25 protein-coding genes are annotated in these 25561 nt (G+C 38.6%); 20 read left to right on the top strand and 5 right to left on the bottom strand.

The window, feature by feature from the left end; translation table 11 throughout:
- Positions 1–62: 62 nt before the first annotated feature.
- The 5 genes from AC1D0Y_RS21945 to AC1D0Y_RS21925 all read left to right on the top strand — a co-directional run bounded on the left by AC1D0Y_RS21945 (position 63) and on the right by AC1D0Y_RS21925 (position 5123).
- Positions 63–389 carry an IDEAL domain-containing protein gene (locus AC1D0Y_RS21945; protein ID WP_013083444.1) on the top strand — a complete coding sequence of 109 codons (327 nt, stop codon included), beginning with the start codon at positions 63–65 and terminating at the stop codon, positions 387–389.
- Between the two features lie 120 nt (positions 390–509).
- Complete coding sequence (locus AC1D0Y_RS21940) at positions 510–1082, top strand: DJ-1/PfpI family protein (RefSeq protein ID WP_028408278.1); 573 nt, start codon at positions 510–512, stop codon at positions 1080–1082.
- Positions 1083–1153: 71 nt separating this feature from the next.
- A complete protein-coding gene (locus AC1D0Y_RS21935; RefSeq protein ID WP_028408279.1) occupies positions 1154–2266 on the top strand; it encodes a CdaR family transcriptional regulator in 1113 nt (370 codons plus the stop codon).
- A gap of 128 nt (positions 2267–2394) precedes the next feature.
- Positions 2395–3807 (top strand): glycolate oxidase subunit GlcD, encoded by a 1413-nt coding sequence (glcD, locus tag AC1D0Y_RS21930; RefSeq protein ID WP_060746940.1) that lies wholly within the window; start codon positions 2395–2397, stop codon positions 3805–3807.
- Entirely contained in the window at positions 3804–5123 is a 1320-nt protein-coding gene (locus AC1D0Y_RS21925) for a (Fe-S)-binding protein (protein ID WP_060746939.1), read from the top strand. Before glcD ends, AC1D0Y_RS21925 begins: the two co-directional genes overlap by 4 nt.
- Positions 5124–5150: 27 nt before the next feature.
- Here AC1D0Y_RS21925 and AC1D0Y_RS21920 read toward each other — a convergent pair whose 3' ends face one another.
- Positions 5151–6155, bottom strand: coding sequence for an LLM class flavin-dependent oxidoreductase (locus AC1D0Y_RS21920; protein ID WP_028408282.1), 1005 nt, complete (start codon positions 6153–6155; stop codon positions 5151–5153).
- 232 nt (positions 6156–6387) lie between these two features.
- On the opposite strand from AC1D0Y_RS21920, the gene AC1D0Y_RS21915 reads away from it, so the two are divergent.
- The 4 genes from AC1D0Y_RS21915 to AC1D0Y_RS21900 all read left to right on the top strand — a co-directional run bounded on the left by AC1D0Y_RS21915 (position 6388) and on the right by AC1D0Y_RS21900 (position 9560).
- Positions 6388–7023 (top strand): DUF1796 family putative cysteine peptidase, encoded by a 636-nt coding sequence (locus tag AC1D0Y_RS21915; protein ID WP_033579187.1) that lies wholly within the window; start codon positions 6388–6390, stop codon positions 7021–7023.
- Between the two features lie 88 nt (positions 7024–7111).
- Positions 7112–7393 carry a hypothetical protein gene (locus AC1D0Y_RS21910; protein WP_060746938.1) on the top strand — a complete coding sequence of 94 codons (282 nt, stop codon included), beginning with the start codon at positions 7112–7114 and terminating at the stop codon, positions 7391–7393.
- A gap of 99 nt (positions 7394–7492) precedes the next feature.
- Positions 7493–7897 carry a YkvA family protein gene (locus AC1D0Y_RS21905; protein ID WP_060746937.1) on the top strand — a complete coding sequence of 135 codons (405 nt, stop codon included), beginning with the start codon at positions 7493–7495 and terminating at the stop codon, positions 7895–7897.
- Positions 7898–8603: 706 nt separating this feature from the next.
- On the top strand, positions 8604–9560 hold the full coding sequence (locus AC1D0Y_RS21900) for an AEC family transporter (RefSeq protein WP_028408284.1): 957 nt from the start codon (positions 8604–8606) through the stop codon (positions 9558–9560).
- Positions 9561–9631: 71 nt separating this feature from the next.
- On the opposite strand, the gene AC1D0Y_RS21895 is transcribed toward AC1D0Y_RS21900, so the two are convergent.
- Positions 9632–10501 carry a LysR family transcriptional regulator gene (locus tag AC1D0Y_RS21895; RefSeq protein WP_477707916.1) on the bottom strand — a complete coding sequence of 290 codons (870 nt, stop codon included), beginning with the start codon at positions 10499–10501 and terminating at the stop codon, positions 9632–9634.
- Positions 10502–10614: 113 nt separating this feature from the next.
- On the opposite strand from AC1D0Y_RS21895, the gene AC1D0Y_RS21890 reads away from it, so the two are divergent.
- Genes AC1D0Y_RS21890 through AC1D0Y_RS21875 form a run of 4 tightly spaced genes read left to right on the top strand, consistent with a single transcriptional unit; the run spans position 10615 to position 13353 of the window.
- Positions 10615–11196, top strand: coding sequence for a non-oxidative hydroxyarylic acid decarboxylases subunit B (locus AC1D0Y_RS21890; RefSeq protein ID WP_060746935.1), 582 nt, complete (start codon positions 10615–10617; stop codon positions 11194–11196).
- Between the two features lie 2 nt (positions 11197–11198).
- Positions 11199–12620, top strand: a complete 1422-nt coding sequence (locus AC1D0Y_RS21885) for a non-oxidative hydroxyarylic acid decarboxylases subunit C (protein WP_098331795.1) — start codon at positions 11199–11201, stop codon at positions 12618–12620.
- Positions 12621–12636: 16 nt separating this feature from the next.
- Positions 12637–12861 carry a non-oxidative hydroxyarylic acid decarboxylases subunit D gene (locus AC1D0Y_RS21880; RefSeq protein ID WP_060746933.1) on the top strand — a complete coding sequence of 75 codons (225 nt, stop codon included), beginning with the start codon at positions 12637–12639 and terminating at the stop codon, positions 12859–12861.
- 21 nt (positions 12862–12882) lie between these two features.
- Positions 12883–13353 (top strand): hypothetical protein, encoded by a 471-nt coding sequence (locus AC1D0Y_RS21875; protein ID WP_028408289.1) that lies wholly within the window; start codon positions 12883–12885, stop codon positions 13351–13353.
- Positions 13354–13370: 17 nt separating this feature from the next.
- On the opposite strand, the gene AC1D0Y_RS21870 is transcribed toward AC1D0Y_RS21875, so the two are convergent.
- On the bottom strand, positions 13371–15449 hold the full coding sequence (locus AC1D0Y_RS21870; protein ID WP_263035722.1) for a helix-turn-helix domain-containing protein: 2079 nt from the start codon (positions 15447–15449) through the stop codon (positions 13371–13373).
- A gap of 169 nt (positions 15450–15618) precedes the next feature.
- Between AC1D0Y_RS21870 and AC1D0Y_RS21865 the strand changes: the two genes are divergently transcribed.
- From AC1D0Y_RS21865 to AC1D0Y_RS21850, 4 genes are all read left to right on the top strand, one after another.
- Entirely contained in the window at positions 15619–16842 is a 1224-nt protein-coding gene (locus AC1D0Y_RS21865) for an MFS transporter (protein WP_028408291.1), read from the top strand.
- Positions 16843–16864: 22 nt separating this feature from the next.
- Positions 16865–18316 (top strand): M20 family metallopeptidase, encoded by a 1452-nt coding sequence (locus AC1D0Y_RS21860; RefSeq protein ID WP_098578702.1) that lies wholly within the window; start codon positions 16865–16867, stop codon positions 18314–18316.
- 241 nt (positions 18317–18557) lie between these two features.
- Positions 18558–20261 carry an NAD-dependent malic enzyme gene (locus AC1D0Y_RS21855; protein WP_263035723.1) on the top strand — a complete coding sequence of 568 codons (1704 nt, stop codon included), beginning with the start codon at positions 18558–18560 and terminating at the stop codon, positions 20259–20261.
- A 12-nt stretch (positions 20262–20273) separates the two neighbouring features.
- Complete coding sequence (locus tag AC1D0Y_RS21850; protein WP_263035724.1) at positions 20274–21230, top strand: AEC family transporter; 957 nt, start codon at positions 20274–20276, stop codon at positions 21228–21230.
- Between the two features lie 45 nt (positions 21231–21275).
- Here the strand turns inward: AC1D0Y_RS21850 and AC1D0Y_RS21845 are convergent, their stop codons facing one another.
- Both AC1D0Y_RS21845 and AC1D0Y_RS21840 read right to left on the bottom strand, forming a co-directional pair.
- Positions 21276–22454 carry an NAD(P)/FAD-dependent oxidoreductase gene (locus AC1D0Y_RS21845; RefSeq protein WP_013057328.1) on the bottom strand — a complete coding sequence of 393 codons (1179 nt, stop codon included), beginning with the start codon at positions 22452–22454 and terminating at the stop codon, positions 21276–21278.
- A 33-nt stretch (positions 22455–22487) separates the two neighbouring features.
- Positions 22488–22940, bottom strand: a complete 453-nt coding sequence (locus AC1D0Y_RS21840) for a DUF1641 domain-containing protein (protein WP_013057327.1) — start codon at positions 22938–22940, stop codon at positions 22488–22490.
- Positions 22941–23369: 429 nt separating this feature from the next.
- Here AC1D0Y_RS21840 and AC1D0Y_RS21835 point away from each other — a divergent pair, with 429 nt between their 5' ends.
- The 3 genes from AC1D0Y_RS21835 to AC1D0Y_RS21825 all read left to right on the top strand — a co-directional run bounded on the left by AC1D0Y_RS21835 (position 23370) and on the right by AC1D0Y_RS21825 (position 25397).
- Positions 23370–23786 (top strand): hypothetical protein, encoded by a 417-nt coding sequence (locus AC1D0Y_RS21835; protein ID WP_013057326.1) that lies wholly within the window; start codon positions 23370–23372, stop codon positions 23784–23786.
- Positions 23783–25066, top strand: coding sequence for an ammonium transporter (locus tag AC1D0Y_RS21830; RefSeq protein WP_286127414.1), 1284 nt, complete (start codon positions 23783–23785; stop codon positions 25064–25066). The genes AC1D0Y_RS21835 and AC1D0Y_RS21830 overlap by 4 nt, the downstream gene beginning before the upstream one ends.
- A 133-nt stretch (positions 25067–25199) precedes the next feature.
- Positions 25200–25397, top strand: a complete 198-nt coding sequence (locus tag AC1D0Y_RS21825; RefSeq protein ID WP_013057324.1) for an IDEAL domain-containing protein — start codon at positions 25200–25202, stop codon at positions 25395–25397.
- The last annotated feature ends 164 nt before the right edge of the window (positions 25398–25561 follow it).

The following is a 25561-nucleotide window of genomic DNA, read 5'->3' as shown; positions in this document are numbered from 1 at the left end:
TCTGCAGTACTATATGCCGTTACATTAATTCTTAGCATGTTTATGAAGAAAGGAGAATGACTGTGAAGCTATTTGAAGGAAATTTAAAAGTAGGTGACTGGGTCAAAGGAAAGTCTCGCGACGGTGAACTTATATACGGATATATTAAAACGATTAATCCATCTAAAAAAGCAGCACTAATCAACGTTGTGAAAAGTGATGATGAAAAAATGGTCGGCACAACCATTGGCATGATGGATGAAAAAATAGAGAAGCTGCCCCTTCAAAAAACGGCGCACGAAGAGCAGATTCTTTCATTGATTGACCTTGCGCTGCTAACAAAAGATAAGGCTTGGTTTAGTGAATTAACAGCTGAATTAAAAAGATTACAAGATAAAAAGCAAGGCTGACATTCCTGATAAGGAATGAAGGCCCTGCTTTTTTTATTATTCATAGGGGAAAAGCAGGAATGGAAAGCCGCTTGCGAGAAGAAGTAAGTGACAACATTAAGAAAGAAAAGGTGATAAAAGATGAGTAAACGTGTCTTGATTTTAACAGGAGATGCCGTGGAGGCATTAGAAGTTTTTTATCCGTATTATCGCTGTTTAGAAGAAGATATTCAGTGTACCATTGCTTCTCCCGTGAAAAAAAAGCTCCAAACGGTTGTTCATGATTTCCTTCCAGAAATGGAAACATTCACAGAGAAAACGGGATATAAAATTGATTCTCACGCTTCTGTCGATGAAGTGGACCCTGCCGATTATGATGGTCTTATTATTCCTGGAGGACGGGCGCCTGAATACATTCGAATGAACACAAAAGTTCAGGAAATCGCTGCGCATTTTTTAAAAGAAAATAAACCTTTAGGCGTTATTTGTCATGGTCAGCTCGTGTTAACGACGGTTAGAGAGTATCTGCAGGACAGAGAAGTGACAGCGTATCCTGCTTGCCGACCGGAAGTAGAAGCGGCGGGTGCTGTATTTGTGGAACAGACGCTTCACGTAGACGGAAACCTAGTAACCGGACAAGCTTGGCCGGATTTACCTAAATTTATGAAAGAGTTTTTTAACGTGCTAAAAAAAGCTGAAAAAGTGAACGCATAATAAAAAAAGCGGGCTGGGAGAAAATCATTCTTTCAGCTCTTTTAATTGATGATAGGTGAGGTGTAAACAACGTGCAGCTAGTGTCTGAACTGTCGAAGAAAATTATAAAAGAAGTACAGCTTGTGATGAAAGAACATGTAATTGTAACGGATATACGGGGAATTATTATTGCGTCTACAGAAGAAAAGCGGGTTGGTTTTTTTCATGAAGGCGCTTGGAACGTGATGCAAAAAAAGCAAAAACTATATATCTCCAAAAAAGAAGCAGCAGATTTAAAAGGAGTTAAGCCAGGAATTAATTTGCCTATCAGTTATCAAGGAGACATTATTGGCGTTATTGGCATTACAGGTACTCCAGAAGCTGTTGAGCCTTTTGCAGACATTATTCGAAGATTAACAGAGCTAATTATTCGCGAGGCATATTACATAGAAACAAAGGAATGGGAAAATAAAGGAGTAGAAGCTTTTTTTCGTGAATGGATTTATAGCCAGCAAGTAGATGCAGAATTTATTGAACGAGGCCATATTTTAGGAGTACAAGTAGACAGTGCTTATTGCTGCACGCTGTTTCAAATTGATTCATCTCTTTCGAAAAAGAAGCAGAAGCAGGTGCAAGAAATGATTCGCTACTGGTTTGAAAGTCATAAAGCTGAAGGAGATTATATCGCAAATTGGGGATACGATCGCTTGCTTTTACTTAAAGAGGCTGTAGGTGAAAAGGCAAGGCAAGGATTTAAAGAAGAATTAATAAAATGTCAGCAGTATATTCAAGCAAACAACCAAGTTATGATCACTATTGGTGTAGGAAAGCCAGCGGAGCAATTTAATTTGCATGCTTCATATGAAGAAGCGAAAAAAGCGCTTAAAGTGGCTTCAAAACGTCAAACCGTTGTTTTTTATGAGGAGCTGCTGATGGACATGATTTTAGAAGACGTTTCTGAACCTGTAAAAAAGGAATTCTTGAGTCGAGTGCTTTCTTCCATTCAAAAAGAAAAAGAGCTTCTCGAAACGCTGAAATGCTATTTAGCCAACGATCAATCTTTGAAAAAAACGGCGTTTGATTTACATATTCATATTAATACGCTTCATTACCGCTTGAAGCAAATGAAAGAACTAACAGACATTGATCCAAAAAGCGTAAAGGGTATCACGCTTTTTTACCTTGCGCTGTCTCTATTAGAATAAGTGCGCCCTTCGTTAGATAAACATACAAAAAATGAGTTTTTAAAGCGCTTTTTTTTAGTTTTTTATCCATAGCCCCTCGTGGCTTCTGCAACTATAATAAAATTAAGAGATATATAAGGAGGAACGTTATGCTTAATGAACGAACAAAAGCAAAGCTCATTGAAGTTGTAGGATCAGCCAACTTTCAAGATAGCAGTGAAGCAAGACTCGTGTACTCTTATGACGCAACACCTAACTTTCAGTCGCTTCCTGATGCGGTTATTATGCCTAAAAACAAAGATCAAGTGAAAAGAATTTTAACGATATGCAACGAAGATCATGTTCCTATTGTGCCAAGAGGTTCAGGCACAAATTTAAGCGCAGGAACGTGTCCAACGCAAGGCGGAATTGTTCTTACATTTAACCGAATGAATAAAATTCTGGAAATTGATGAAGAAAATTTAACCGCTACCGTGCAGCCAGGTGTTATAACCTTAGATTTAATTAACGCTGTAGAGGCAAAAGGTTTATTTTACCCTCCTGATCCAAGCTCTATGAAAATATCAACCATCGGAGGAAACATCAATGAATGCTCAGGAGGATTACGAGGCTTAAAATACGGCGTAACAAAAGATTACGTTCTTGGTCTTGAAGTAGTTCTTGCAAACGGCGACTGCATTAAGACGGGAGGCAAGTTAGCTAAAGATGTAGCTGGCTACGATTTAACGAACTTGTTTGTCGGGTCTGAAGGAACGCTTGGCGTCGTGACAGAAGCGATTTTAAAGCTCATTCCAATACCTGAAACAAAACAAACTCTGCTCGCGCTGTTTGAAGACATGGACGCAGCTGCTAAGACGGTTTCAGCAATTGTCGCCAATAAGATTATTCCGGCTACGCTTGAATTTTTAGATCAGCCGACGTGTGAAGTAGTAGAAGATTTTGCCCAAGTTGGGCTTCCAACTGATGTAAACGCTGTCTTATTGATTGAACAAGACGGTCCGCCGGAAGTGGTGAGTCGGGATATTGAAATGATTTCCCGCATCTGCAGCGAAGGAAATGCTGTATCTGTAAAAGTAGCGGCTTCGCAAGCAGAAGCAGAAGCGTTAAGTACAGCAAGAAGATCAGCTCTTTCTGCTTTAGCGCGAATGAAGCCAACGACCATTTTAGAAGACGCAACCGTCCCGCGGTCTAAAATTAGTGAAATGGTCAAAGCGATTAATGAAATTGCTGTAACATATAACGTTAAGATCTGTACGTTTGGTCATGCAGGAGACGGAAATCTGCATCCGACTTGTTTAACAGATGCGCGTGACGAAGAAGAGCTTCACCGCGTCGAACAAGCTTTTGAAGCGATTTTTCATAAAGCCATTGAGCTTGGAGGAACGATTACAGGTGAACACGGAGTTGGAGAAATGAAAGCACCGTATTTAGCGCTGAAGATGGGCGGAGAAGGAGTAGCTGCGATGAAAGCAATTAAGTATGCTTTGGACCCGCAAGGAATTATGAATCCAGGGAAAATTTTTGCTAAAGACACGAGAAAAAGAGTGGTGGTTCGTTCATGACGGCAACAAAAGACATTCAGCAAGCGTTCAAAGAACGGTTAGATTATGACGAGTTAATGAATTGTATGAGATGCGGTTTTTGTTTGCCAAGCTGTCCGACGTATGGCCAAACGAATCAATATGAAGCAGCGTCACCGCGCGGAAGAATTGCTTTGATGAAAGGAGTGGTAGACGGACTTATTGAACCTGATGAATCCGTTGAAAAGCAATTGAATCTTTGCCTTGGCTGCCGAGCGTGTGAGCCTGTTTGTCCTTCGGGTGTGAAGTACGGACACTTATTAGAAGAAGCGCGTGATATTATTCAGCAGAAAAAAAGACATAAATGGCCGGTAAAAGCGCTCAGGCATATGGTGTTCGAACAGCTTTTTCCTCATAAAGAACGATTAAAAAATGTACATTCTCTGCTTGCTTTCTATCAAAGAAGCGGCTTGCAAAAAGCTGTTCAAAAAACAAACATACTAAACGTCCTTCCTGGTAATCTAGCACAAATGGAAAAAACGCTTCCGCTTGTGCCAACCAAAAAAGAAATGAAGAAACGGCCGTTTTTATTTGAAGCAGAAGGAACAAGAGAGCGTACGGTTGCTTTTTTTACAGGGTGTTTAATGGATACGATGTTTATGGAAACAAACAACGCGACGATTGCACTTTTACAAAAAGCGGGGTGTAAGGTCGTTATACCAGAAGTGCAGACGTGCTGCGGCGCCCTGCATGCGCACGGAGGAGAAAAAGATCAGGCAAAAAAGTTAGCGAAGCAAAATATCATGGCGTTTGAATCCATTCAAGCGGATGATATTGTTCTTAATGCAGGAGGCTGCGGTGCGCTGTTGGTAGAATACGATCATTTATTAAAAGAGGAACCGGAATGGAAAGAAAGAGCAGAGGCCTTTTCTGCAAAAGTAAAAGATTTTTCAGAGGTTTTATTGCAGCAGCAGTTTGTGGAAAAACAAAAGTTATCGCTGCCAAGTCAAATTATTACGTATCAAGACTCGTGTCATTTAAGAAACGTGATGAAAACGTCCAGCGCACCGAGAAAACTGATCCAAGCGATTAACGGAACGGTGTTTCATGAAATGGAAAATGCGGATCATTGCTGTGGCTCAGCTGGTATTTATAATCTAACGGAACAAGAGATGTCTATGCAAATTTTAGATTATAAAATGGAAAAAGTGAAAGAAGCCCATGCCCATACGATTGTAACAGCAAACCCGGGCTGTCTCATTCAAATGAAGCTAGGAGTAGTCAGAGAAGGAGTAGAAGAAAGTGTAAGGGCCGTTCATCTTGCAGATTTACTTCTTGAAGCAGTAGAAAGCAAATAAAAAGGCCGGACGTGTCCGGCCTTTTTATTATTTGAACAGCTGAGAAACAATTTCGTACGAACGAAGGCGAGCTTTGTGATCGTAAATTTGAGCGTTAATCATCAGTTCATCTGCTTCTGTTTCTTCAATAAACTGTTCCAGCTTGACTTTAATCGTCTCAGGACTTCCGACAATAGAAGAGCCCAGCTGCTGTTGAAGAGAAGCTTTTTCAAAGTCCGTCCATAGTTCATCCATATTATCCACAGGAGCTTTGAGTTTACCCGGTGTGTTTCGAATTAAATTTAGAAACTGCTGCTGCATAGAAGTAGCCAAGCGTTCAGCTTCTTTATCTGTATCAGCAGCGATTACGTTTACACCTAACATTGCATATGGTTTGTCTAACACGTCGGACGGCTTAAAATAACGGCGATACATGTTAAGAGCTGTCATTGTATTATTAGGTGAGAAGTGACTTGCAAATGAAAATGGCAAGCCTAGTTGTGCAGAAAGCTGTGCGCTAAAACCGCTTGAGCCAAGCAGCCAAATCGGAATATTTAAACCTTGACCGGGAACAGCTTTAACGCGCATCTGACTTTCTGAAGCCGGTTTAAAGTATTCTTGCAGTTCAGCCAGCTGTTCTGGGAAGTCACTGCCGTCGCTTCTGCGGTCGCGTCGCAGCGCTTGTGCTGTCAGCTGATCTGTCCCTGGCGCTCTTCCTAAGCCTAAATCAATACGTCCTGGAAATAGTGATTCAAGCGTGCCAAAATGCTCAGCAATAACAAGCGGAGAATGGTTAGGAAGCATAATACCTCCAGAGCCTACGCGAATGCGTGACGTGCCTGCAGCTACATGACCAATTACAACAGATGTAGCGGAGCTTGCGATACCTGTCATATTATGATGTTCAGCTAGCCAATAGCGGTTATACCCCCATTTTTCAGCGTGCTGAGCTAAATCTAATGTATTTCTAAGTGAGTCAGATACAGTTCCTCCTTCAACTACAGGAGAAAGATCTAACACGGAAATCGGAATATCTTTTAATGCTTTACTCATCAATTTCATCTTCTTTCTTTAAAGACTTCATAGGCCTTGTTATTTCAATGGAATACAAGTATTTTAACAAGAATCTTTCGAGTTCCAAAATATTTTGCTTCGGTTGTTTTTTTAATTCCTTACTCTTTTATTACACAAGCTCCTAAAACGCAAAAAGCTTGTACGGTATAAGGCAGAAGCCGCCTCTTTCTATAAAAGACTGTCATATTTTATAGAAGAAGGGAGGATGAATATGGTTACTTTAAATGAACTAAAAAGCAAGCAGTACGATATGATATACAGCTTAGGCTATAACTGTTTTCCAGGGATATACATGAAAAAATATTCTTTGCGAAAACAAGCCGGCGTGATTGATTGGTGTATTAGTATTTCTCTTTCTCATGTTAACCAGCTGTTGAAAAATCGCTGTAAAGACTTATTTGTATATGAACACTTAACCTATATCAGTTCTTTCGGAGATGGTTCCACGCTTAGACTGCGTGATAAGGTGTATCAAATTGATTCTGCTCATGATTTTCCGTCGTCTATTAATACGGAGACTAACTGGCTTTCATATAATGAAGTCAAGGAAAAATATGAACGGAGAACGGAGCGATTTTTAACGTCAATGGAGACTAGTTCTTGTATATTGTTTATTCGTATGGGCGGAACGTATGAAGAAGCGAAAGAATTAGAGCATGTTTTAAAGGGAATGGTCAAAAACGATTTCTATATACTGCTGCTGACAAACAGTGAAAAAGAACTTTTGTCCGAAGCTAACTGGGACTTGCCTTATACATGTGTTTTACATGCACCTATTTTTTCAATGGACGTGCTGCGCGATGATAAAGTATGGGAAGAGCTCTTAAGCGGGCTTGTTATAAAATAAAAGAAACTCTTTTTGCTTAATACGGGAATGAAAAAGCTCGTTTTTTTCATAGACTTTGTTATATCTGTGTATCAAAGGAGATGAAAAGATGGAGTCCAATGTGCGGAAGGCGATAAAAGAAATTGTATTGCTGCTGCTAGAACAAGACCAGCGCTGGAATGAGTATCTAGTACAGCTGGAGGATTTGAAAATACAAGTGGATTTGAATAGTTCCGCATATGAAGTTCTGAGAAAGATGACGGGTAATTACGAAGTGCTGCTTGAACATATGGATCTTATTCAGCAGTTTGAAAATCATTCTAAAAGTGAAACGGCGCTGAATGACTTAGTTGCTATCGTTATGAAGCATTACTCATTAAAAAATTCATAAGCCTGCTTTGTGCAGGTTTATGGAGTTTAAGCTCTCAATGGAATTCGGTAGAGATAATCGTTTATAATAAGTACATAGGGTGATGAAAGGGTGATCGATATGGAAGAGAAACAAGAAATTGTACCCATTCGGACAGAGGAAACAGCCAAATATTATTCGGAAGAAAAATTTTGGGACAAGCTTAAAAAGTTTGGTAAAAAAGCGGGAGCAAACGTTGTTTATGCCGTATTGCTTTTATACTACACGCTGCAAAAACCTGATATTCCCCCAAAAGCAAAAGCAGTCATTATAGGAGCGTTAGGTTATTTTATTCTTCCTTTAGATTTAATTCCGGACTTTGCAGCAGGAGTTGGATTTACAGATGATTTAGGAGCTCTGGGGCTTGCATTGATTCAAGTTGCCATGTACATTGATGAAGGTGTTAAACTGAAAGCAAAAGAAAAAATTAAAACGTGGTTTTCAGAAGAACACAATTTTTCCATTATTGATGCTAAAATAAAGTAACGTTATGATCTACATGTAATTATTAAATAAAGTAAGCAAAAGAAGGTGATAGATGAATCATCTTCTTTTTAATCGATAATATATAGGTCTTTTTGACTAATTTAATCCGTTTTATGTAAAAAAAACAGGATTAAAATATTTTTTTCACTAAAAGTTTAAGCAATGTAATTGAATAATTCCCCTACAAATGTTAAGTTAAAACATGTTCATAAATTCGTCACAGAAAGCAATATACAAATAAGTAAGATTGTTTGTAAAAACTTTGTGAAATTATGGAACTTTTTAACTGAGAGTTTCAAACTCTTAGAGATTCTTCCTCATCAATCAGAAGTAGCTTTCTTTCGTCACAAGATTAAGCATCTTTCATTTGAAGGTGTTTTTTTTCAGCCTAAGTAAGCCAACAACATGATTGTATGACAAGTTTTTGCTAAGGTTGTAGAGTTACTGTATTGTATGACAAGTTTTGTGTGATTTGATTTAACTAAATGAACAGCTTCGAAGTAAATAAATGATTGCAGAAAAACAAAGTCCATGCGTTTTCATGAACCATTATACGTTACTTCATATTTGTAGAGATGTTTAGCAAAAAGGGAGATGAATGGCCTGACGTAAACAATATCCATAGACAAGCCTTAGAAGATAATTATCTTTCTAAGAAAGCAAATTTATATGATTGAGTCTAATCTAAACAATGGAGTGTTCAAAAATGGAAATTAGTCAAATCTTTATTATTTTAACCCCAATCTTTTTTGTTATTTTGTTAGGTTATTTAGCAGGGTATTTCAAAAAGTTTGATGCAACAACATCTAAAGGGTTAAACACGCTTGTAACAAAATTTGCGTTACCTGCACATCTATTCGTTGGTATTACAACAACATCAAAACAAACGCTTATTGAAAAATGGCCGTTTTTATTAGCATTAGTTCTTGGTATTATTGGATTTTATGTTCTTTTCTTACTTGTTGCAAAATATGTATTCAAATACTCACTAACAGGCGCGTCTATGTTCTCTTTAAACTCTACGCAGCCAACGTTTGCGTTCATGGGTATTCCCGTATTAGGTAGCTTGTTTGGCGCAGATGTAGTAGCAATTCCAATCGCCATTACGGGTATTGTAGTAAATGCGATGCTTGATCCTTTAGCAACTATTATTGGTACGGTCGGACAGCGCGAAAGAAGTGAAGGGGATTCAGAAGAAAGCTTATTTAAAGTAACGATTAAATCAATCTTACACGGTCTTTCTGAACCATTAGCTTGTGTTCCGTTAATCGCAGTAGTATTAGTATTATGTGGGTTCCAGTCTCCAGATTTACTTTCAAGCAGTTTAGATCAAATTGGTTCAATTACATCTGGTGCGGCACTATTCGCAGTTGGGGTAACAATTGGTATCCGTAAAATTCAATTTAGCCCAGCGGCATTTGGTATTGCGATTTTAAAAGTTGCTATTCAGCCGCTTGTAATGTTAGGAATTGCAACAGCAATGGGCCTATCATCAGCTGACATCGTAAAATTAGTATTATTAGTAGCGTTCCCAGGTTCAGCTGTAGCAGCGATGATTTCAGTTCGCTTTGACAGCTTAGCTGGTGAAACAGCTTCAGCATTCGTACTTAGTGCCATTATGTCACTTGTTACATTACCGCTGTTAATTTCTTGGTTAATGTAGTCACATATATCAATATAGAACATAAAAAAAGACTTTGCTATTTTAGCAAAGTCTTTTTTGTGCATCTATATTTAAAAAAGCTTTAAAAATTCTTGAGCGATTTTGGGAAGATAACTGTCGATACGCCACGTAACTAAAGGCTTAATTACAAATGGATTATCTTCTATACTTAGAATTTTAATATGTTCTAGTGAAAAAGAGGAAAGCATTGAATAAGGAACAATGGCAGCACCAAGGCCACGACATACTAAATTAAGAAGCATCGCTGAATCATGGCATTCGCATAAAATGTTGGGTATTACACCTATCTTTTCAAATTCCTTCACAATGCGATTATATATGCTTATTTCCCGATTTGAACGAAGAAGAATAAGAGGGAGAGAAGCAATTTCAGCGACTGAAATCTTTTCTGTTGCATAACCACTTTCTTTAGGAACAGCTACAACAAAAACATCTGGTGCAAGTGTTTTTGTTTTGACATGTTGATAAGGTAAGTCAGTAGTAGTGACTGCTACATCGATTTTTCCTTCCGTTAATAACTCGTTTAAGTGAGCTGGTTCGTTTTCATAGATGTTAAATGTGCTGTTTGGATACTGTTTTTGAATAAGAGTTAGCTTATCGAGAACCGTTGATGCACAGTAGATCGTACATCCGATTTCAAGCTTTTCATTTGTTACGTTTTTACATTCCTGTACTTCTAATACTGATTTTTCGACCCTTTGCACAATTTCTTTCGCTCGTTTTAAAAAAAGCTCACCTTCTACCGTTAACAATAAGCGCTTGTTATTATTTCGTTCAAAAAGTAAAAGGCCCAGCTCATTTTCGAGCTGTTTTAGCTGCCTGCTTAAAGGAGGCTGAGCCATATGCAGGCGCTTTGCTGCTTTGGTCACATTTAATTCTTCAGCTATGACAATAAAATAATGCAGCTGTCTTAATTCCACTGTATTCAACTCCATACTTTAAAGGTATTATTATATATTTTATCAATATTTTAATTGTATGGAAAATGAGTGTAAAGTTAAATGTGTAACCAAAGCAGAGGGGAGAAAGAGAGATGAAAATAGCTGTAGGAATCACAGGAGCCACGGGAGCTATTCTAGGTATTCGAATTTTAGAGCTTTTGAAGAAGGCTTCTGTTGAAACGCATTTAGTCATGTCGACTTGGGCTCATGCCACAATTAAGTTAGAAACACCGTATAGCGTTCAGCAAGTAGAAGCGCTAGCAGATTATTGTTATTCATATCAAGACCAAGCAGCAAAAATTTCGAGCGGTTCTTTTCGTATAGACGGAATGATTGTTAGTCCTTGCAGCATGAAAACATTAGCATCTATTCGAATGGGACTAGCAGATAACTTAATAGCGAGAACGGCAGATGTGATGTTAAAAGAAAGAAAGCCACTTGTGCTACTTCCTCGAGAAACGCCTTTGAATACGATTCATTTAGAAAACATGCTGGATCTTTCAAAAATGGGCGCTATCCTTGTGCCTCCCATGCCGGCATTTTATAACAAGCCTGAAACGATTGATGATATTGTCACTCATATTGCTGTTCGAACGTTAGATCAATTAGGAATTGAGCTTCCTGAGGCAAAAAGATGGAATGGAATTAAACATTTATCACAAGGAGGAAAATAAACATGGCTTATAAAGACTTTAGAGATTTCCTTAATACGCTACATAAAGAAGGGCAGCTACTGACGATTACAGATGAAGTGCAGCCTGATCCAGATTTGGGTTCAGCAGGTCAAGCCATCAGTAATTTAGGAGACCAAACGCCGGGATTATTATTCACCAATATTTATGGGTACAACAATGCAAAGGTAGCCCTAAACGTAATGGGTTCCTGGTCAAATCACGCGTTAATGATGGAAATGCCTAAATCAACTCCTGTAAAAGAACAGTTCTTTGAGTTTGCTCGGAGATATGAAAAATTTCCTGTCAAAGTAAAAAGAGAAGAGACGGCGCCATTTCATGAGTGTGAGATTAAAGATGATATTAACTTATTCGACCTTTTGCCGTTGTTTCGCTTGAATCAAGGAGACGGAGGCTACTATCTAGATAAAGCGTGCGTTATTTCTCGTGATCAGAATGATAAGGAGAACTTTGGCAAGCAAAACGTAGGTATATATCGTATGCAGGTCAAAGGGAAAGACCGTCTAGGCATTCAGCCTGTGCCACAGCATGATATTGCCATTCACTTGAAACAAGCCGAAGAAAAAGGTGAAAACCTCTCTGTATCAATTGCTTTAGGATGTGAACCTGCGATTGTCACAGCAGCCGCTACGCCGCTTCATTATGATCAATCAGAATATGAAATGGCAGGAGCTATTCAAGGTGAACCGTACAGAATTGTGAAATCTCAGCTTTCTGATTTAGATGTACCTTGGGGAGCAGAAGTGATTTTAGAGGGAGAAATTTTAGCCGGTGAACGTGAATATGAAGGTCCTTTTGGCGAATTTACAGGTCATTACTCCGGTGGCAGAAGCATGCCTGTTATCAAAATCAATCGCGTATATCATCGTAAAGATCCTATTTTTGAAAGTTTATATATCGGTATGCCTTGGACAGAAACAGATTATTTAATTGGAATCAATACAAGCGTTCCTTTATATCAGCAGCTAAAAGAAGCATATCCTGAAGAGATTGAAGCGGTGAACGCGATGTATACTCACGGTCTCGTTGCTATTATTTCAACGAAAAGCCGATACGGAGGATTTGCTAAGGCGGTTGGTATGAGGGCATTGACTACGCCGCATGGATTAGGATACTGCAAGCTAGTTATTTTAGTAGACGAAGATGTGGATCCGTTTAATTTACCGCAAGTTATGTGGGCGCTATCGACAAAAATGCACCCAAAACATGATGTTATAACAGTGCCTAATCTTTCAGTTCTGCCACTTGATCCAGGATCTGAGCCGGCTGGTATTACAGATAAAATGATTTTGGATGCTACAACACCGATTGCACCTGAAACAAGAGGCCACTATTCTCAGCCTTTAGATACACCACTTGAAACTGAAAAATGGGAAAAAATCTTAACGAATATGATGCAAAAATAAACAAGGAGGAATCGACATGCATACTTGTCCAAGATGTGAAACCAAACAAGCGAACTTAGTATCTAAATCACCAGTTGAAGGAGCCTGGGAAATTTATTTATGCAGCGTGTGTTTGTTTACCTGGCGTTCTTCTGAACCTGAGACGATCACCAATCCTGAAAAATACCCTCGACCATTTAAAGTCAATCCAAAAGACGTACCGCTGGCAACGCACGTGCCTCCTGTGCCACCCCGATCTTAATCAGCAAAGGTGGTAAGTAAAATGAATAAAGCAGAGCTGCCAAGAGCCGTGCGGGTATTTTTAAATGGAAAAGATCTAGAAAGGAAGCAGCATGATGCGATGTTGCTATCTACAGTGACATCCGAGGGTTTTCCTCATGTAGCAATGATTAGCGCAGGAGAGCTGGTAGCTATTAGCTCTTCACGCGTCAAGCTATTAGTATGGAAAGATACAACATCTTCAACAAACATGATACAGAATCATAAGGCAACCGTTACATTAGTTGTTGAAGGAAAAGCTTATTACATTAAATTTTCCCTAAAAAAAGAAGCTCCTGTGTCATCAGGCTATGAGCTATTTACGGGAGAAGTAGCCGCTGTTAAAGAAGATTACGCAAAATATGCAGTTTTAACATCAGGAATTCAATTTCAGCTTCATGATTCCAAAGAGGTACTGAGCCGCTGGAAACAATCAATTGAGGCTGTTCTTTCTACCGAAAAAACCGATTCTTAAAAATAAGAATCGGTTTTTTAGCTGTAGTGAAATTTTTTTAAATAGCATGCTAGCTGAACTTTTAATAGGTGTTCACTGTTTGTAAATGATATGTTCATTTTTTCTTCAATTTTTTTCAATCGCTGATAGAGTGTATTAACATGAATATGAAGCTGCTTAGCTGTAAGTGAAGCAGAGCGGTTATTATCGAAATACGCTTCTAGCGTTTGCTCTAAAGGTTCGTCGTTTAAATGATTGTTCTTAAGAGGGAGAAATACTTCATCAATAAAGGTTTTTACTTCTTCTTTTGATTGATTAATAAATAGCCTGTTAATTCCTATTTCCTCATACAACATGCATCCATCTTGCTGCTGAGACAGAAGGTAAGAGATAGCTTTTTCAGCTTCACTATAACTTTTTCCTATTTGAGTAAAATGAGAATACCGACTTCCAATCCCTGTTTTTACATGACATTCATTGTAGTAACGCCATTTTGAGAGTAAATCCTCTAATTGATTGATAATAGCATGATGTTTTTCATAAGGATCAAGCGTAAATACAATGGTTACTTTGGTGTCGAATCCGTATACGACCGGTGCTTTTGAGCTGAAAACCGATTTGATGTCAGATACAAGGCGATGAAGGTGTAAGTTTAAGAGCTGCAGGTCCGCTTGTGAACGAATGGTAATGAGAGCGACTAGAATATGCTTTTTTGTATCAATGTTTAGCTCAGCTGCTTTTTGATACAGCAAAGTGGTGTCATAACACGATAAGTATTCACTAAATAATTCATGTGTTCGCTTGTAAAATAAATCAACTAACGTTTGTTTTTTCAGCATTTCTAATGCAATAACAGAGCTGCTTTGTTCGAGTGCCACTTGATCTAGAGAGGAAAGATCTCCTTGATTTGCCTGCATAATAAGTAACCCTAAGAGCGTGTCAATGCCGTGTATGGGGTGAATATAAACACTGTGTGCTTCATTGTGTGCCTCAATAGTATAAAAACAAGGCTTTGTATGTGAAAGAAAATGTGTATGAAATTCAGCTGTTTTTGTGTCTATATCAAAGAATTTCAAGAAGCCATAGGCCTTATTATCAACAAAATCTACAATGGTGACAGGGGATGTAACCATTCGGCGCAATTCGGTAAGTATTGGTTCAATTCCTTTACTTTGAAGTGAAACATTCATGAAGGTGCGATGAATTTGATCCCGGCGTATTAAAAGTTCATTTTGTTTTTTTACATCTTCAAAAAGCGCTGAGTTTAAGAGAGCAATCGATACTTGATCAGAAAAGCTTTCTAACAATTCTTTATCCTCTTCATTTAAAAGAGGGGTTGTACCATTTTGATAAATAATGAGTACGCATACCGTCTGTTCTTCCATACAAATGGGGACAGAAATAATAGATTGAATGTTTGTAAACGTATAGGACTGATTAAGATAATGAATATTATCGTCAGTCATAGTAGAAGAATCGCGTAATATATCTTTTAAGTTCGTATACATATAGCTTTTATTATGCTGAAATGTCTTTCCGATAATTCCTTCGCCAACTTTCATTTTCATGTTTTGAATTTCATTGTTTGGCCCCCCGGACCAGGCGCGAGGCAAAAGAAATTGAGTGGAAGAATCAAACATCCACAGCACGCCCATATCCGCAACAGAAATAACTGAAAGAGCATTTTCAAGAATTCTTGTTAATAGATAATCTGAGTCTTGTAAAAGTGAAATTTCCTTAATGCTTTTCATAAGCACGTTTAAAATGTGCTCATGCCGCTCCAGCTTTTTTTGCAGCACATAAGGAGAAAAGGTAGCCGATAGCTGTTTTATTTGTGGGGGTGTCCAGTCGTGCTTAGCAAATATGCGAACAACAAACGCATAGCGATTTGGAAAGGACAAGTAAATTTCCTCGAACTCTTCATATGCCATATGCTTTTGAAAGGAATCACTGCCGTTATGTAGGCTAGTGGGAGGAGGGTAAGTCAGGGATGAACATGAAGAACTGGAAAAAATCACGTTAAAATTTGCAGAATCAATACTTGTCCAAATTTGATAAGGACTATTTTTGATAATAGATGTAAGATAACCTTTCATATTAGCTAATAAATCACTCATGTTAACAACCCCTTATAGACTACTTAATGTAAAAAAATACATAGTTATAGTTCTTATTATATAGAAATACACATTGAAAAAATAGTCAGAATTTTTTAATATTTATATAACGAATTGATTTGTTACAAAACATTACATTAAATGGAATAAAAAGGAGATGAGTGCATTTATGCTAGCAAGGTCGAACTGGAAATACGTCATTTTATTTTTATTATTTTTAGGCTGGTCGCTTGGAAACTTAGATCGTTTTATTATTAACTACGCTATTTTAGATATTTCGAAAGATCTACATCTGAATGCTTCTTCTACAGGCATCATCTTAAGCAGCTTTTTTGCAGGATACGCACTGATGCAAATACCTGGAGGGTGGCTAGCAGACCGCTTTGGATTTAAAAAAGTCATTACAATCGCCGTGCTTTTATGGTCTTTGTTTACGGTTTTTACCGGCATGGCCTGGTCTTTTGCTTCTATTATTATCATTCGCTTTTTATTTGGTTTAGGGGAAGGGAGTTATTTTCCATCTGCATCAAAAGGAATCGCAGGGTGGTTTCCTCAGCAAGAACGCAGTAGAGCCATGTCCTTCTTGTTATCGTCAGGTACGATTATGGGCGTGGTTACACCAATTCTAGCGACGCAGCTGATGCAAACGATAAGCTGGAGAAGTATCTTTTATATCATAGGAGCCATCGGACTCGTTATTACAGTTCTGTTTGTTTTTTTACTGAAAGAAAAGCAGCAGAGAGAAAAAACAGAGACTTCTGCTATTCCTGCTAAGCAGATGACATTAAAAGAAATTATCAAAACTCCGATGATTTGGAATTTATTTATTGCATACTTCAGTATCTACGCCATTAACTGGGGGCTCATGTCGTGGATGCCTACATATTTAGCCGAAGTAAGACATCTGAATTTAACGGACATCGGTTTTCTTTCCGCTATCCCAGCATTTGTAGGCATTATCGGAATGTTTGTTAGCGGCTTTGTTTTAGACAAGCTTCCGGACGGAAAAGACAAGACGATAGCGGCGGTGTTTGGTTTACTGATGGGTATTTTTCTTTGCTTCATGGCCATTTCACCTAGCGTAGGCATGTTTATCGTTTTTCAAAGTGCAGTCACCTTGCTGTTTTCGTTTAATGTGATTTTAATCGCTTCAGCTCCTTTAAAAATGTTGCCTGAATCAGTGGTCGGTTCAGCAAATGGTTTTATCAATACAGGAGCTCAAGCAGCCGGCGTATTAACACCGATGCTCATTGGCTTTTTAGTACAATCGTTTGGCGGGTCGTATAATGCAGCATTTGCTTTATTAATTATCTGCGCTCTTGTCTGTGCTATTTCGTTGTTTTCGATTCGACCTGCAAAAGTGGTAGTGGACGCACAAAATGCTGTTAAATAATGAAGAAAAAGGAGAATGTCTCATGGGTATTATTAAAGAAGTCGAACAACTTATTGAAAAAAAGCGAAACGAGCTAACTCAAATCAGTGATCAAATATGGGAATATGCAGAGACGAGGTTTGAAGAGTATAAGTCTGCACAGCTGATTTGCGACATGTTAGAAAAAGAAGAGTTTACGCTTCGTACACATATTGCTAACCTTGAAACAGGTTTTATTGGAAGTTACGGGAGCGGTTATCCGATCATCGCTATTCTCGGTGAATACGATGCGCTTACCGGGCTGAGTCAAAAAGATAAGTGTGCAGTAGCAGATCCGGTCAAAAAAAACGGAAATGGCCATGGGTGTGGACATAACCTACTTGGCGTAGGCTCACTAGCAGCTGCACTTGCTGTCAAAGAATATTTAAAAGAAAAAAATGTCCCGGGGACCGTTCGATACTATGGATGTCCAGCTGAAGAAAGTGGTTACGGAAAGACGTATATGGTACGAGAAGGATTTTTTCAAGATGTAGACGTCGCGTTTTCATGGCATCCCGCTACCGTTAATGGTGTTATGCATACGTCATCGAATGCGGTTATGCAAGCAACTTTTAAATTTAAAGGAAGAAGCAGTCATGCAGCTGCTAGTCCTCACCTTGGTAGAAGCGCTTTAGACGCTGTAGAGTTGATGAATATTGGTGTGAATTATATGCGTGAACATATGATAGATGAAGCGCGCGTACACTACGCCATTACAAACAGCGGAGGCATTTCTCCTAATGTTGTTCAAGCAGAAGCGGAAGTGATGTACTTAATTCGTGCTCCGAAGCCATCTCAAGTAAAAGAACTTTATGAACGGGTTGTGAAAATTGCAAAGGGAGCGGCTTTAATGACTGAAACACAAATGGAACAGGAAATTCAAGGAGCCTGCGCTAATCTAATTCCAAATCAAACAATGGAGCAGCTCATGCATAAGCAAATGATGCAGATAAATTTGGCTGAAGTGAAACATGAAGAAATAGCTTTTGCCAAAGCTATTTACGAGTCTACATCCGCCGAAGATAAAGAGGCAGCAAAAAAACAAGTGGGTTCACTGCTAGACAGAGCTTTAGCGGATCATCCAGTCTTCAACCAAATTGCTCCTATGTCTAAAAATGTTTCCTTCATGACAGGATCAACGGATGTCGCAGACGTTAGCTGGAATGTTCCCACTGCACAGTGCGTGACCGCAACGTGGGCTTATGCTACGCCGTTTCATACATGGCAAGCCGTTGCTCAAGGGAAAACGGAGTATGCCCATGATGCGATGTTATTAGCTGGAAAAGCCATCGCGGCTACGGCGATTGAAATGATAGAAAATCAAGAGCTGATTAGTCAAGCCAAACAAGAGCTGGAGGATAGACTAGAAGGGGAAAGCTATGAATGTCTTGTGCCTTCACATATACATCCACCTAATTACTTAGAAAGTGAGCAGGAAGACTATAGTGTAGTATAAAAAACGAGATGGGAAAAAACGTATTTTCGTGTAAGGAAGATCCGAACGATAAATCGTTCGGATTTTTTTATTGTTAGGTTGAACACAGGTTTCATTTATCCCGTTTTTTCGTCTCTAGATTGTATTGATGTAGTTATGGCTCAATCTCTTTTTTGTTTTCATTAAAAATAAATGGTTAAAAATATATCTCTTTGCTGAACCTAACCCTATCTAATTGTTTTAGGAAAAGAGGTAAAGAAACATGAGAGCATATAAAGTAGAAAAAGATGGGTCAATTTCAACTTCACTAAAAGGAAAATCAGTTTTATCCACTTCTTATTTAAATAAAGGTTCTGCTTTTACTGAAGAAGAAAGAGAAAACCTTCATCTGCAGGGACTTCTTCCTCCAACGGTTTTAACGTTAGAAGAACAGGCAAAAAGAGCATATGAACAGTTCAAAAAAGCACCGAATGATCTTCAAAAAAATAATTCGTTGAATGACCTACATAATCGGAACGTTGTCTTATTTTATCGTTTATTAACCGATCATTTAAGTGAAATGCTTCCCATTATTTACACGCCTACTGTAGGTCAATCCATCCAAGAATACAGCCATGAATACCATCGACCTGATGGACTATATTTATCCGTAAATGAAGCGGATCGATTAAGTGATGCGATTGAAAACTTAGGACTCGACAGCGAAGATATTGATTTGCTCGTTGTAACGGATTCAGAAAGTATTCTCGGCATTGGGGACTGGGGTGTAGGAGGGATAAATATTGCAGTTGGAAAGTTAGCGGTCTATACGGCTGCAGCAGGAATTGACCCAAGCCGCGTACTGCCTGTTGTTCTTGACATGGGGACCAATAACAAAAAGCTTCTTGAAGATCCTTTGTATTTAGGAAATCGTCATGAACGAGTAAAAGGAGAAGACTATAATCGTTTTATTGCTCAATTTGTAAAAGAAATAACGACCAAGTTTCCTAAAGCGCTTCTTCATTGGGAGGATCTTGGGAATATTAATGCGCGTCACATTATGAAAGAATACGGCGATAAAATTTTAACGTTTAATGATGATATTCAAGGAACGGGAGTAATTACTCTTGCAGCCGTTTTAACAGCGGTGCGCATTACAGGAACGCCCCTAAAAGATCAAAGGGTTGTTGTATTTGGACCGGGATCTGCTGGAATTGGGAATGCTGATCGTATTCATAGTGCGATGATGCTTGAAGGGCTGTCTGAAGAAGAAGCATATGATCGTTTTTGGGCATATGATTACAGAGGTCTGTTAACCAAAGATATGGAAGATTTAGCTCCTTTTCAACAGCCGTATGTTCGCCAAAATGAAGAGATTAAAGAATGGGAAAAAGACGATGAAAATAAAATTTCACTGTTGGAGCTTGTCAAGCAAGTGAAGCCAACAATTTTAATTGGAACGTCAGGCGTCACGGATGCTTTTACTGAAGAAATCATTAAAGAAATGGCAAAACATGTAGAGCGCCCGGTGATTATGCCTCTTTCCAACCCTACTAAACTTGCTGAAGCTGTTCCGGAAAATATTATAAAATGGACGGAAGGAAAAGCCCTTATTGCAACGGGAAGTCCATTTGAACCCGTTGAATATAACGGGAACACTTATGAAATCGGACAGGCTAATAATGCGTTTGTGTTTCCGGGTCTTGGTTTAGGTGCAATTGTGGTTCGCGCTCAAAAGTTTACTGAATCTATGTTTGCAGAAGCAGCCAATGCAGTAGCGCGTATAGCAGAAACAGACACAAAAGGAGATACGCTTCTTCCCAACATTAAAGATCTTCAAAAAGTATCAAAGGCGGTTGCTGTAGCAGTTGCTGATGCTGCTGTAAAAGATACCGTAGCAACTGTTACCAAGCAAAATGTAAATGAACTTGTAGAAGCAGCGGTATGGCAGCCTGTTTATAAACCGGTTAAGGCAAAAGATGAATGAGGTGAATGATAAATGAGCATAGGTCAAATTTTCCTCATTCTCGCGCCTATCTTTTTTGTCATTTTGCTTGGTTATTTAGCAGGGCACTTTAAAAAATTTGATAAGCAAACGTCTAAGGGGCTCAACACATTAGTAACGAAGTTTGCGCTTCCTGCACACTTATTTGTAGGTGTAACGACAACGCCAAGAAAAACACTCATAGACGAATGGCCGTTTTTAGTAGCGCTGATTTTAGGAATCGTCGGGTTTTACCTCATTATCTTGCTTGTCGTGAAGTATGCAGGGAAGAATACGCTAACTGCCTCTTCTATGTTTGCCTTAAACTCAGCTCAGCCAACGTTTGCTTTTATGGGCATTCCAGTACTCGGAGGATTGTTTGGTGCAGGCGCAGTAGCGATTCCAATTGCTATAACAGGAATCGTGGTGAATGCGGTTTTAGATCCGCTGGCAACGATTTTAGGAACCGTTGGACAACGGGGGCGAAAAGAAGGGCAAGAGAAAACAAGTTTATTTAAAGTAACGGTTCATTCCATTTTGCATGGTTTATCTGAGCCTTTGGCATGTGTACCGTTAATTGGAGTGATTTTAACCCTTTGCGGTTTTCAGTCACCTAAACTTTTACAGGATATGCTTGATCAAATCGGAAGTATTACATCGGGAGCAGCTTTGTTTGCGGTAGGAGTAACGATTGGAATTGGAAAAATTAACTTTAGTAAAGGGGCGCTTGGGATAGCCGTCTTAAAAGTAGCGGTTCAACCCATCGTTATGCTCGGAATTGCAGTATGGATAGGGTTGTCTTCAGATGAAGTGACAAAAGCTATTTTACTGGTAGCTTTTCCTGGGTCTGCTGTAGCAGCGATGATTGCTTTGCGGTTTGAAAGCTTGGAAAACGAAACGGCATCTGCTTTTGTTATTAGTGCTATTTTATCGTTGATTACGCTGCCGCTTCTTATTTCTTGGCTTATGTAAATAAAAAAACGAAAGAGGAGAATTCCTCTTTCGTTTTAAGACGGATTAATAAGCTAATGCAAATAATCCTTTGATATGAGATAAGTAACGAACGTTACTTGCTTCTTTCATAAGTGATGCTGGTAAACCTTTTAATTGCGTTTTGTTTCCGCCGATTGTACCAATTGCATCTTTGCGTCCAAGACTTCCTAGTGTACCAGAGAAGACAGGAACGAATGATTCCATTGCTCCGCCGCGAATAGCTACTGCTAAGTTCACGCCTACAACTTCACCCATTTGCCAAGCTAATTGAGCAGTAGGTGGGTAAGGGCGACCTTCTGGACCCATTACAACCGCTGAGTCACCAGCAAGGAATACATCTTTATGAGATGTAGATTGTAAGAATTCATTTACAAGTGCACGACCGCGGTTTACTTCGATACCTGAGTTAGCAACTACAGAGTTACCTTGAACTCCGCCAGTCCATACCATTGTTTTTGTTTCAATTTTGCTGCCGTCTTTAAGTTCAACAGTTGTAGCATCCATTTTTGTTACAGGTGTACCAGTAACAAATGTAACGCCACGTTTTGTTAAGCTTGATTGAGCGCGCTCTACTAATTCAGCAGGGAAGCCTGGAAGAACTGTAGGAGCTGCTTCTACACAGTATAGAGAAATTTCTTTTGGATCAACACCGTGTTTTAGACATAGGCTTGGCATTAAGTCAGCGTATTCACCAACAAGTTCGATACCTGTTAATCCGCCGCCGCCAACTACGATTGTACCGTCAGCTTTATTTTTTGTTTTGCTGTATTCAGCGATACAAGCTTCTACGTGTGCACGTAAACGGTTTGCATCATTTACTGATTTAAGAACGAAGCTGTGCTCTTCTAAACCAGGGATACCGAAGTAAGCAGTTTCACTACCTAAAGCTGTAACAAGGTAGTCGTAGCTTAATTTTGTACCATCTTCAAGAGATACTTCACGTTGATCTGGTGAGATTTCTTTTACCGTTGCAATTTTTAAATCAACGTTGTAGTTTTTAAGTAATTTATCAAGTGGTAAAGCTACCGCTTGTTCAGAAACGCCGCCTACAGCTAGACGGTGTAATTCTGTAATGATTTGGTGAGTAGCAAAACGGTTCACTACTGTAATTTTTGCTTCATCCGCACTTAGGTGTTGGCGAGCTGTCATTGCAGTTAATAAACCACCGTAACCGCCGCCTAAAATTAAAATATGTTTTGACATAGTCGATCCTCCGTCCACACTTTTTAATGAAAATTATTTTTGTTTTTCGTTTGTAATGTCTAAATACGCTTGTGCAAAGCGGAATAGTTTTTGAGCTTGTGGATCTTTAAGCATGCGTAATAAACCGAATAAACCGATTGAATTAGAAGCATTTGCTTCTGCACGATCGTTTGCTTCGATTGCAGTAGCTGCAAGACCTTTTACTGTTCCTTCTACCGGCTCGATAAATTCTTTTACTCCACCAAGTAGATCTTCTTTTAATACGTCGTCAGTTAATAATGATTGCGCAACGTCGTAAGTTTTTGTAAGCACCGTTACCATTTCAGATAATTTTGGTAAATTATCTACAAGAACAGTAAGAGCTTCTTGTACTTCAGGCTTTAACAATTGATCTAACACATCCGCTTGACCTTTGTTAACTGCCGCTTCTGTTTGTACAGCAGCATTTTCCTCTGCAGCTGATTTTTGAATAGTTGATTGAGACATGAAAAGTCCTCCTTTGCTGGATACTGTTGCATATGTAGTTCCTAGTTATCTGCTAGACTTTCAAACTACATTGTGAAGTTGTGAAATCTTGCACATAATTCTATTTTAATTTTAATACGAGATAAAATCAACTCATTTCGTTGAAAAAATAAGTGAAGAACCTCGTAACCCTTTGTTTAATAAAAGTTTATAAAAAATAAAACGAATAATTGCCTAGGTAAATAAAATTAAAATAGGGAACTAACATGATTCCTCTTCCTACGATAAAACAAATAACGTCATATTTCAACACATACGAACTTAATATTCTATAAGTATTAAAAAGATAGGGCGCATTTACTATTTAAAGAGTTTTCAAAAAATTACATTGACTTACTATAGTGTTCTACATATAATCAAAATATAACATCTTATGTAAGGAGATATAACATGGTTATAGTGGATGAACTTTATCATAATGTGGTCATTACGTTGCCTCAATTAAAATTAATTGAATTTATAATGAAGTTAAAAGAAGCTAAAGCACAAGAAATAGAAGATATAAAAACGAAAATTAGTAAATACGAAGAGAAGAAACGTGCTGAAGAAGCTTGGTATCAATCACTATCACCGTTTCGTAAATTTTTTACCGGGCGTCCTTTAAGTCAGCATCAAGCGGTCGAGTATATGGTATACGTAAAGGAGCGCTTTAAAAAAATTGATCACCTTAAAGCACAAATGCGAGAACTTCATGAAGTTCTTGAATTAATAAAAGCGGAAAATGAAGAAACAAGTGAAATTACGCTTTCGCCTGCTATTGTACAAGAAATAAAACGATTAAAAAGCAGTGGAGGCGTTGGGATATGAGTGTTAATGAACTAAGTTTAGGTATAAATACAACGTGGGTTGTATTAACAGCCGCGATGATTTTGTTAATGGAAGGCGGCTTTGCCTTGCTAGAGGCAGGTTTTGTCCGCTATAAAAATAGCGTGAATATTATTATGAAAGTATTCGCTGATATTACAATAGGAACGCTTTGTTTCTATTTAATTGGTTTTGGATTAATGTACGGCGATGATTTAGGTGGAGTTGTCGGTAAAAGCGGTTTTGCGCTCTCGGGTAATTTATCGCACCTTGACATTCCAATTGGGCTTGAAACGTTTTGGCTGTTTCAATGTGCGTTTGTTATTGCGGTCATTTCTATCGTTTCTGGAGCGGTGGCAGAACGAATTAATTTCCGCGCATATCTTTTATATGCGATTTTGATGACTACATTTATTTATCCTATAGCCGGCCACTGGATTTGGGGAGGCGGATGGATTAGTAAGTTAGGGATGCTTGATTTTGCCGGTTCGGCAGTTATTCATGCTCTTGGCGGTTTTTCAGCTTTAGCAGCTGCAATAATGATTGGACCGAGAAAAGGGAAGTTCGCGAAAAATGGAATCAGTTCTGTTTCTCTTCCAAGCAATTTGCCGCTTGCATCAGTGGGTGCTTTTTTATTATGGTTTGGATGGTTCGGGTTTAATGCAGGAAGTACGCTAAGTGCTACTGACGTTAGAATTGGTCACATTGCTATTGTCACAATGTTATCAGCAGCAGCAGGCGGAGCAGCTACTTTATTTTATACTTTATTTCGCTACAACCGTTCAGATGCACCTTCTGTGATAAATGGATCGCTTGCCGGACTGGTTGGCATTACGGCCGGGTGCGCTTTTGTTAACACACCATCTGCTATTTTTATTGGAGCTGTATCTGGTTTATTAATGATGGCAGCTACAAACTGGCTCGAAGCACGTCAAATCGACGATCCTGTAGGAGCTTTTCCTGTACACGCTGCTTCGGGAATATGGGGCACGTTGGCTGTAGGCTTGTTTTCTACAGACGGCGGTGTGTTTACAGGAGGGAGCTGGACATTATTTGGCGTTCAACTTCTTGGGTTAATCGCTCTATGCGCTTGGGGATTTGTTACGACGTGGATAGGGTTAAAGGTTATTTCCTTGGTGGTTCCGCTTCGATCTACGGAAGAAGAAGAAGAAGTGGGCTTAGATATTAGCTACCACGGTATCATGGCAGCTCATCAGGCTCCTGAATTTATTGAATATGAAAACTACTATGCGGAAGTAAAAGAAAAAGCCGCAGATTCGTAATAAAAGGCCGCGCTTTATAACAAAAGGGCGGCCTTTTTATGTGAAAAAAAATAGATTAAAATACTTGGTTTAAATGATTGAAAAGTCAGAATATTTGTGTTATATTATAAAAAAGCCAAGGAGTTGATTTCTTATGAAAAAGAATTTACTTAATTCACCGCAAAAATCCAACGGAAAGGTGCTTGATGCATTATTCGCTGAGATGATTCTAGACAAGGCGATTGCAGAATTTCGTAAAGCACAGCTAAAAGAAGAAATCGACCGCACGCTATTGATGAAAAATAAAGAAGAGTTTTTAAAACTCTCATCAGAACTTAAACAAATTTCTTAATTACTTACTATACTTCACACACCATCTATTTTAGATGGTGTGTTTTATTTTTGATACCTACTAAAAGGGATTAATTAGTAATAATTATGAATATATTCCTATTTAAAACTTTATTTACATTAATTGTATTGACTTCTTTTATGGATTTTTTTAACATAAACAAG

This window comes from Priestia sp. P1_B12_1 (assembly GCF_056406695.1).
The sequence above is the reverse complement of the archived record's forward strand: the minus strand, read 5'-3'. Positions and strand labels throughout refer to the sequence as shown.

Coding starts and splice junctions, on each gene's coding strand:
- AC1D0Y_RS21905 (WP_060746937.1), top strand. CDS start 7,493: ATGGAAGAGAAACAAGAAATTGTACCCATTCGGACAGAGGAAACAGCC.
- AC1D0Y_RS21835 (WP_013057326.1), top strand. CDS start 23,370: ATGGTTATAGTGGATGAACTTTATCATAATGTGGTCATTACGTTGCCT.
- AC1D0Y_RS21825 (WP_013057324.1), top strand. CDS start 25,200: ATGAAAAAGAATTTACTTAATTCACCGCAAAAATCCAACGGAAAGGTG.
- AC1D0Y_RS21920 (WP_028408282.1), bottom strand. CDS start 6,155: ATGAGTAAAGCATTAAAAGATATTCCGATTTCCGTGTTAGATCTTTCT.
- AC1D0Y_RS21900 (WP_028408284.1), top strand. CDS start 8,604: ATGGAAATTAGTCAAATCTTTATTATTTTAACCCCAATCTTTTTTGTT.
- AC1D0Y_RS21845 (WP_013057328.1), bottom strand. CDS start 22,454: ATGTCAAAACATATTTTAATTTTAGGCGGCGGTTACGGTGGTTTATTA.
- AC1D0Y_RS21840 (WP_013057327.1), bottom strand. CDS start 22,940: ATGTCTCAATCAACTATTCAAAAATCAGCTGCAGAGGAAAATGCTGCT.
- AC1D0Y_RS21855 (WP_263035723.1), top strand. CDS start 18,558: ATGAGAGCATATAAAGTAGAAAAAGATGGGTCAATTTCAACTTCACTA.
- AC1D0Y_RS21915 (WP_033579187.1), top strand. CDS start 6,388: ATGGTTACTTTAAATGAACTAAAAAGCAAGCAGTACGATATGATATAC.
- AC1D0Y_RS21875 (WP_028408289.1), top strand. CDS start 12,883: ATGAATAAAGCAGAGCTGCCAAGAGCCGTGCGGGTATTTTTAAATGGA.
- AC1D0Y_RS21890 (WP_060746935.1), top strand. CDS start 10,615: ATGAAAATAGCTGTAGGAATCACAGGAGCCACGGGAGCTATTCTAGGT.
- AC1D0Y_RS21885 (WP_098331795.1), top strand. CDS start 11,199: ATGGCTTATAAAGACTTTAGAGATTTCCTTAATACGCTACATAAAGAA.
- AC1D0Y_RS21850 (WP_263035724.1), top strand. CDS start 20,274: ATGAGCATAGGTCAAATTTTCCTCATTCTCGCGCCTATCTTTTTTGTC.
- AC1D0Y_RS21880 (WP_060746933.1), top strand. CDS start 12,637: ATGCATACTTGTCCAAGATGTGAAACCAAACAAGCGAACTTAGTATCT.
- AC1D0Y_RS21910 (WP_060746938.1), top strand. CDS start 7,112: ATGGAGTCCAATGTGCGGAAGGCGATAAAAGAAATTGTATTGCTGCTG.
- AC1D0Y_RS21925 (WP_060746939.1), top strand. CDS start 3,804: ATGACGGCAACAAAAGACATTCAGCAAGCGTTCAAAGAACGGTTAGAT.
- AC1D0Y_RS21870 (WP_263035722.1), bottom strand. CDS start 15,449: ATGAGTGATTTATTAGCTAATATGAAAGGTTATCTTACATCTATTATC.
- AC1D0Y_RS21865 (WP_028408291.1), top strand. CDS start 15,619: ATGCTAGCAAGGTCGAACTGGAAATACGTCATTTTATTTTTATTATTT.
- glcD (WP_060746940.1), top strand. CDS start 2,395: ATGCTTAATGAACGAACAAAAGCAAAGCTCATTGAAGTTGTAGGATCA.
- AC1D0Y_RS21860 (WP_098578702.1), top strand. CDS start 16,865: ATGGGTATTATTAAAGAAGTCGAACAACTTATTGAAAAAAAGCGAAAC.
- AC1D0Y_RS21940 (WP_028408278.1), top strand. CDS start 510: ATGAGTAAACGTGTCTTGATTTTAACAGGAGATGCCGTGGAGGCATTA.
- AC1D0Y_RS21830 (WP_286127414.1), top strand. CDS start 23,783: ATGAGTGTTAATGAACTAAGTTTAGGTATAAATACAACGTGGGTTGTA.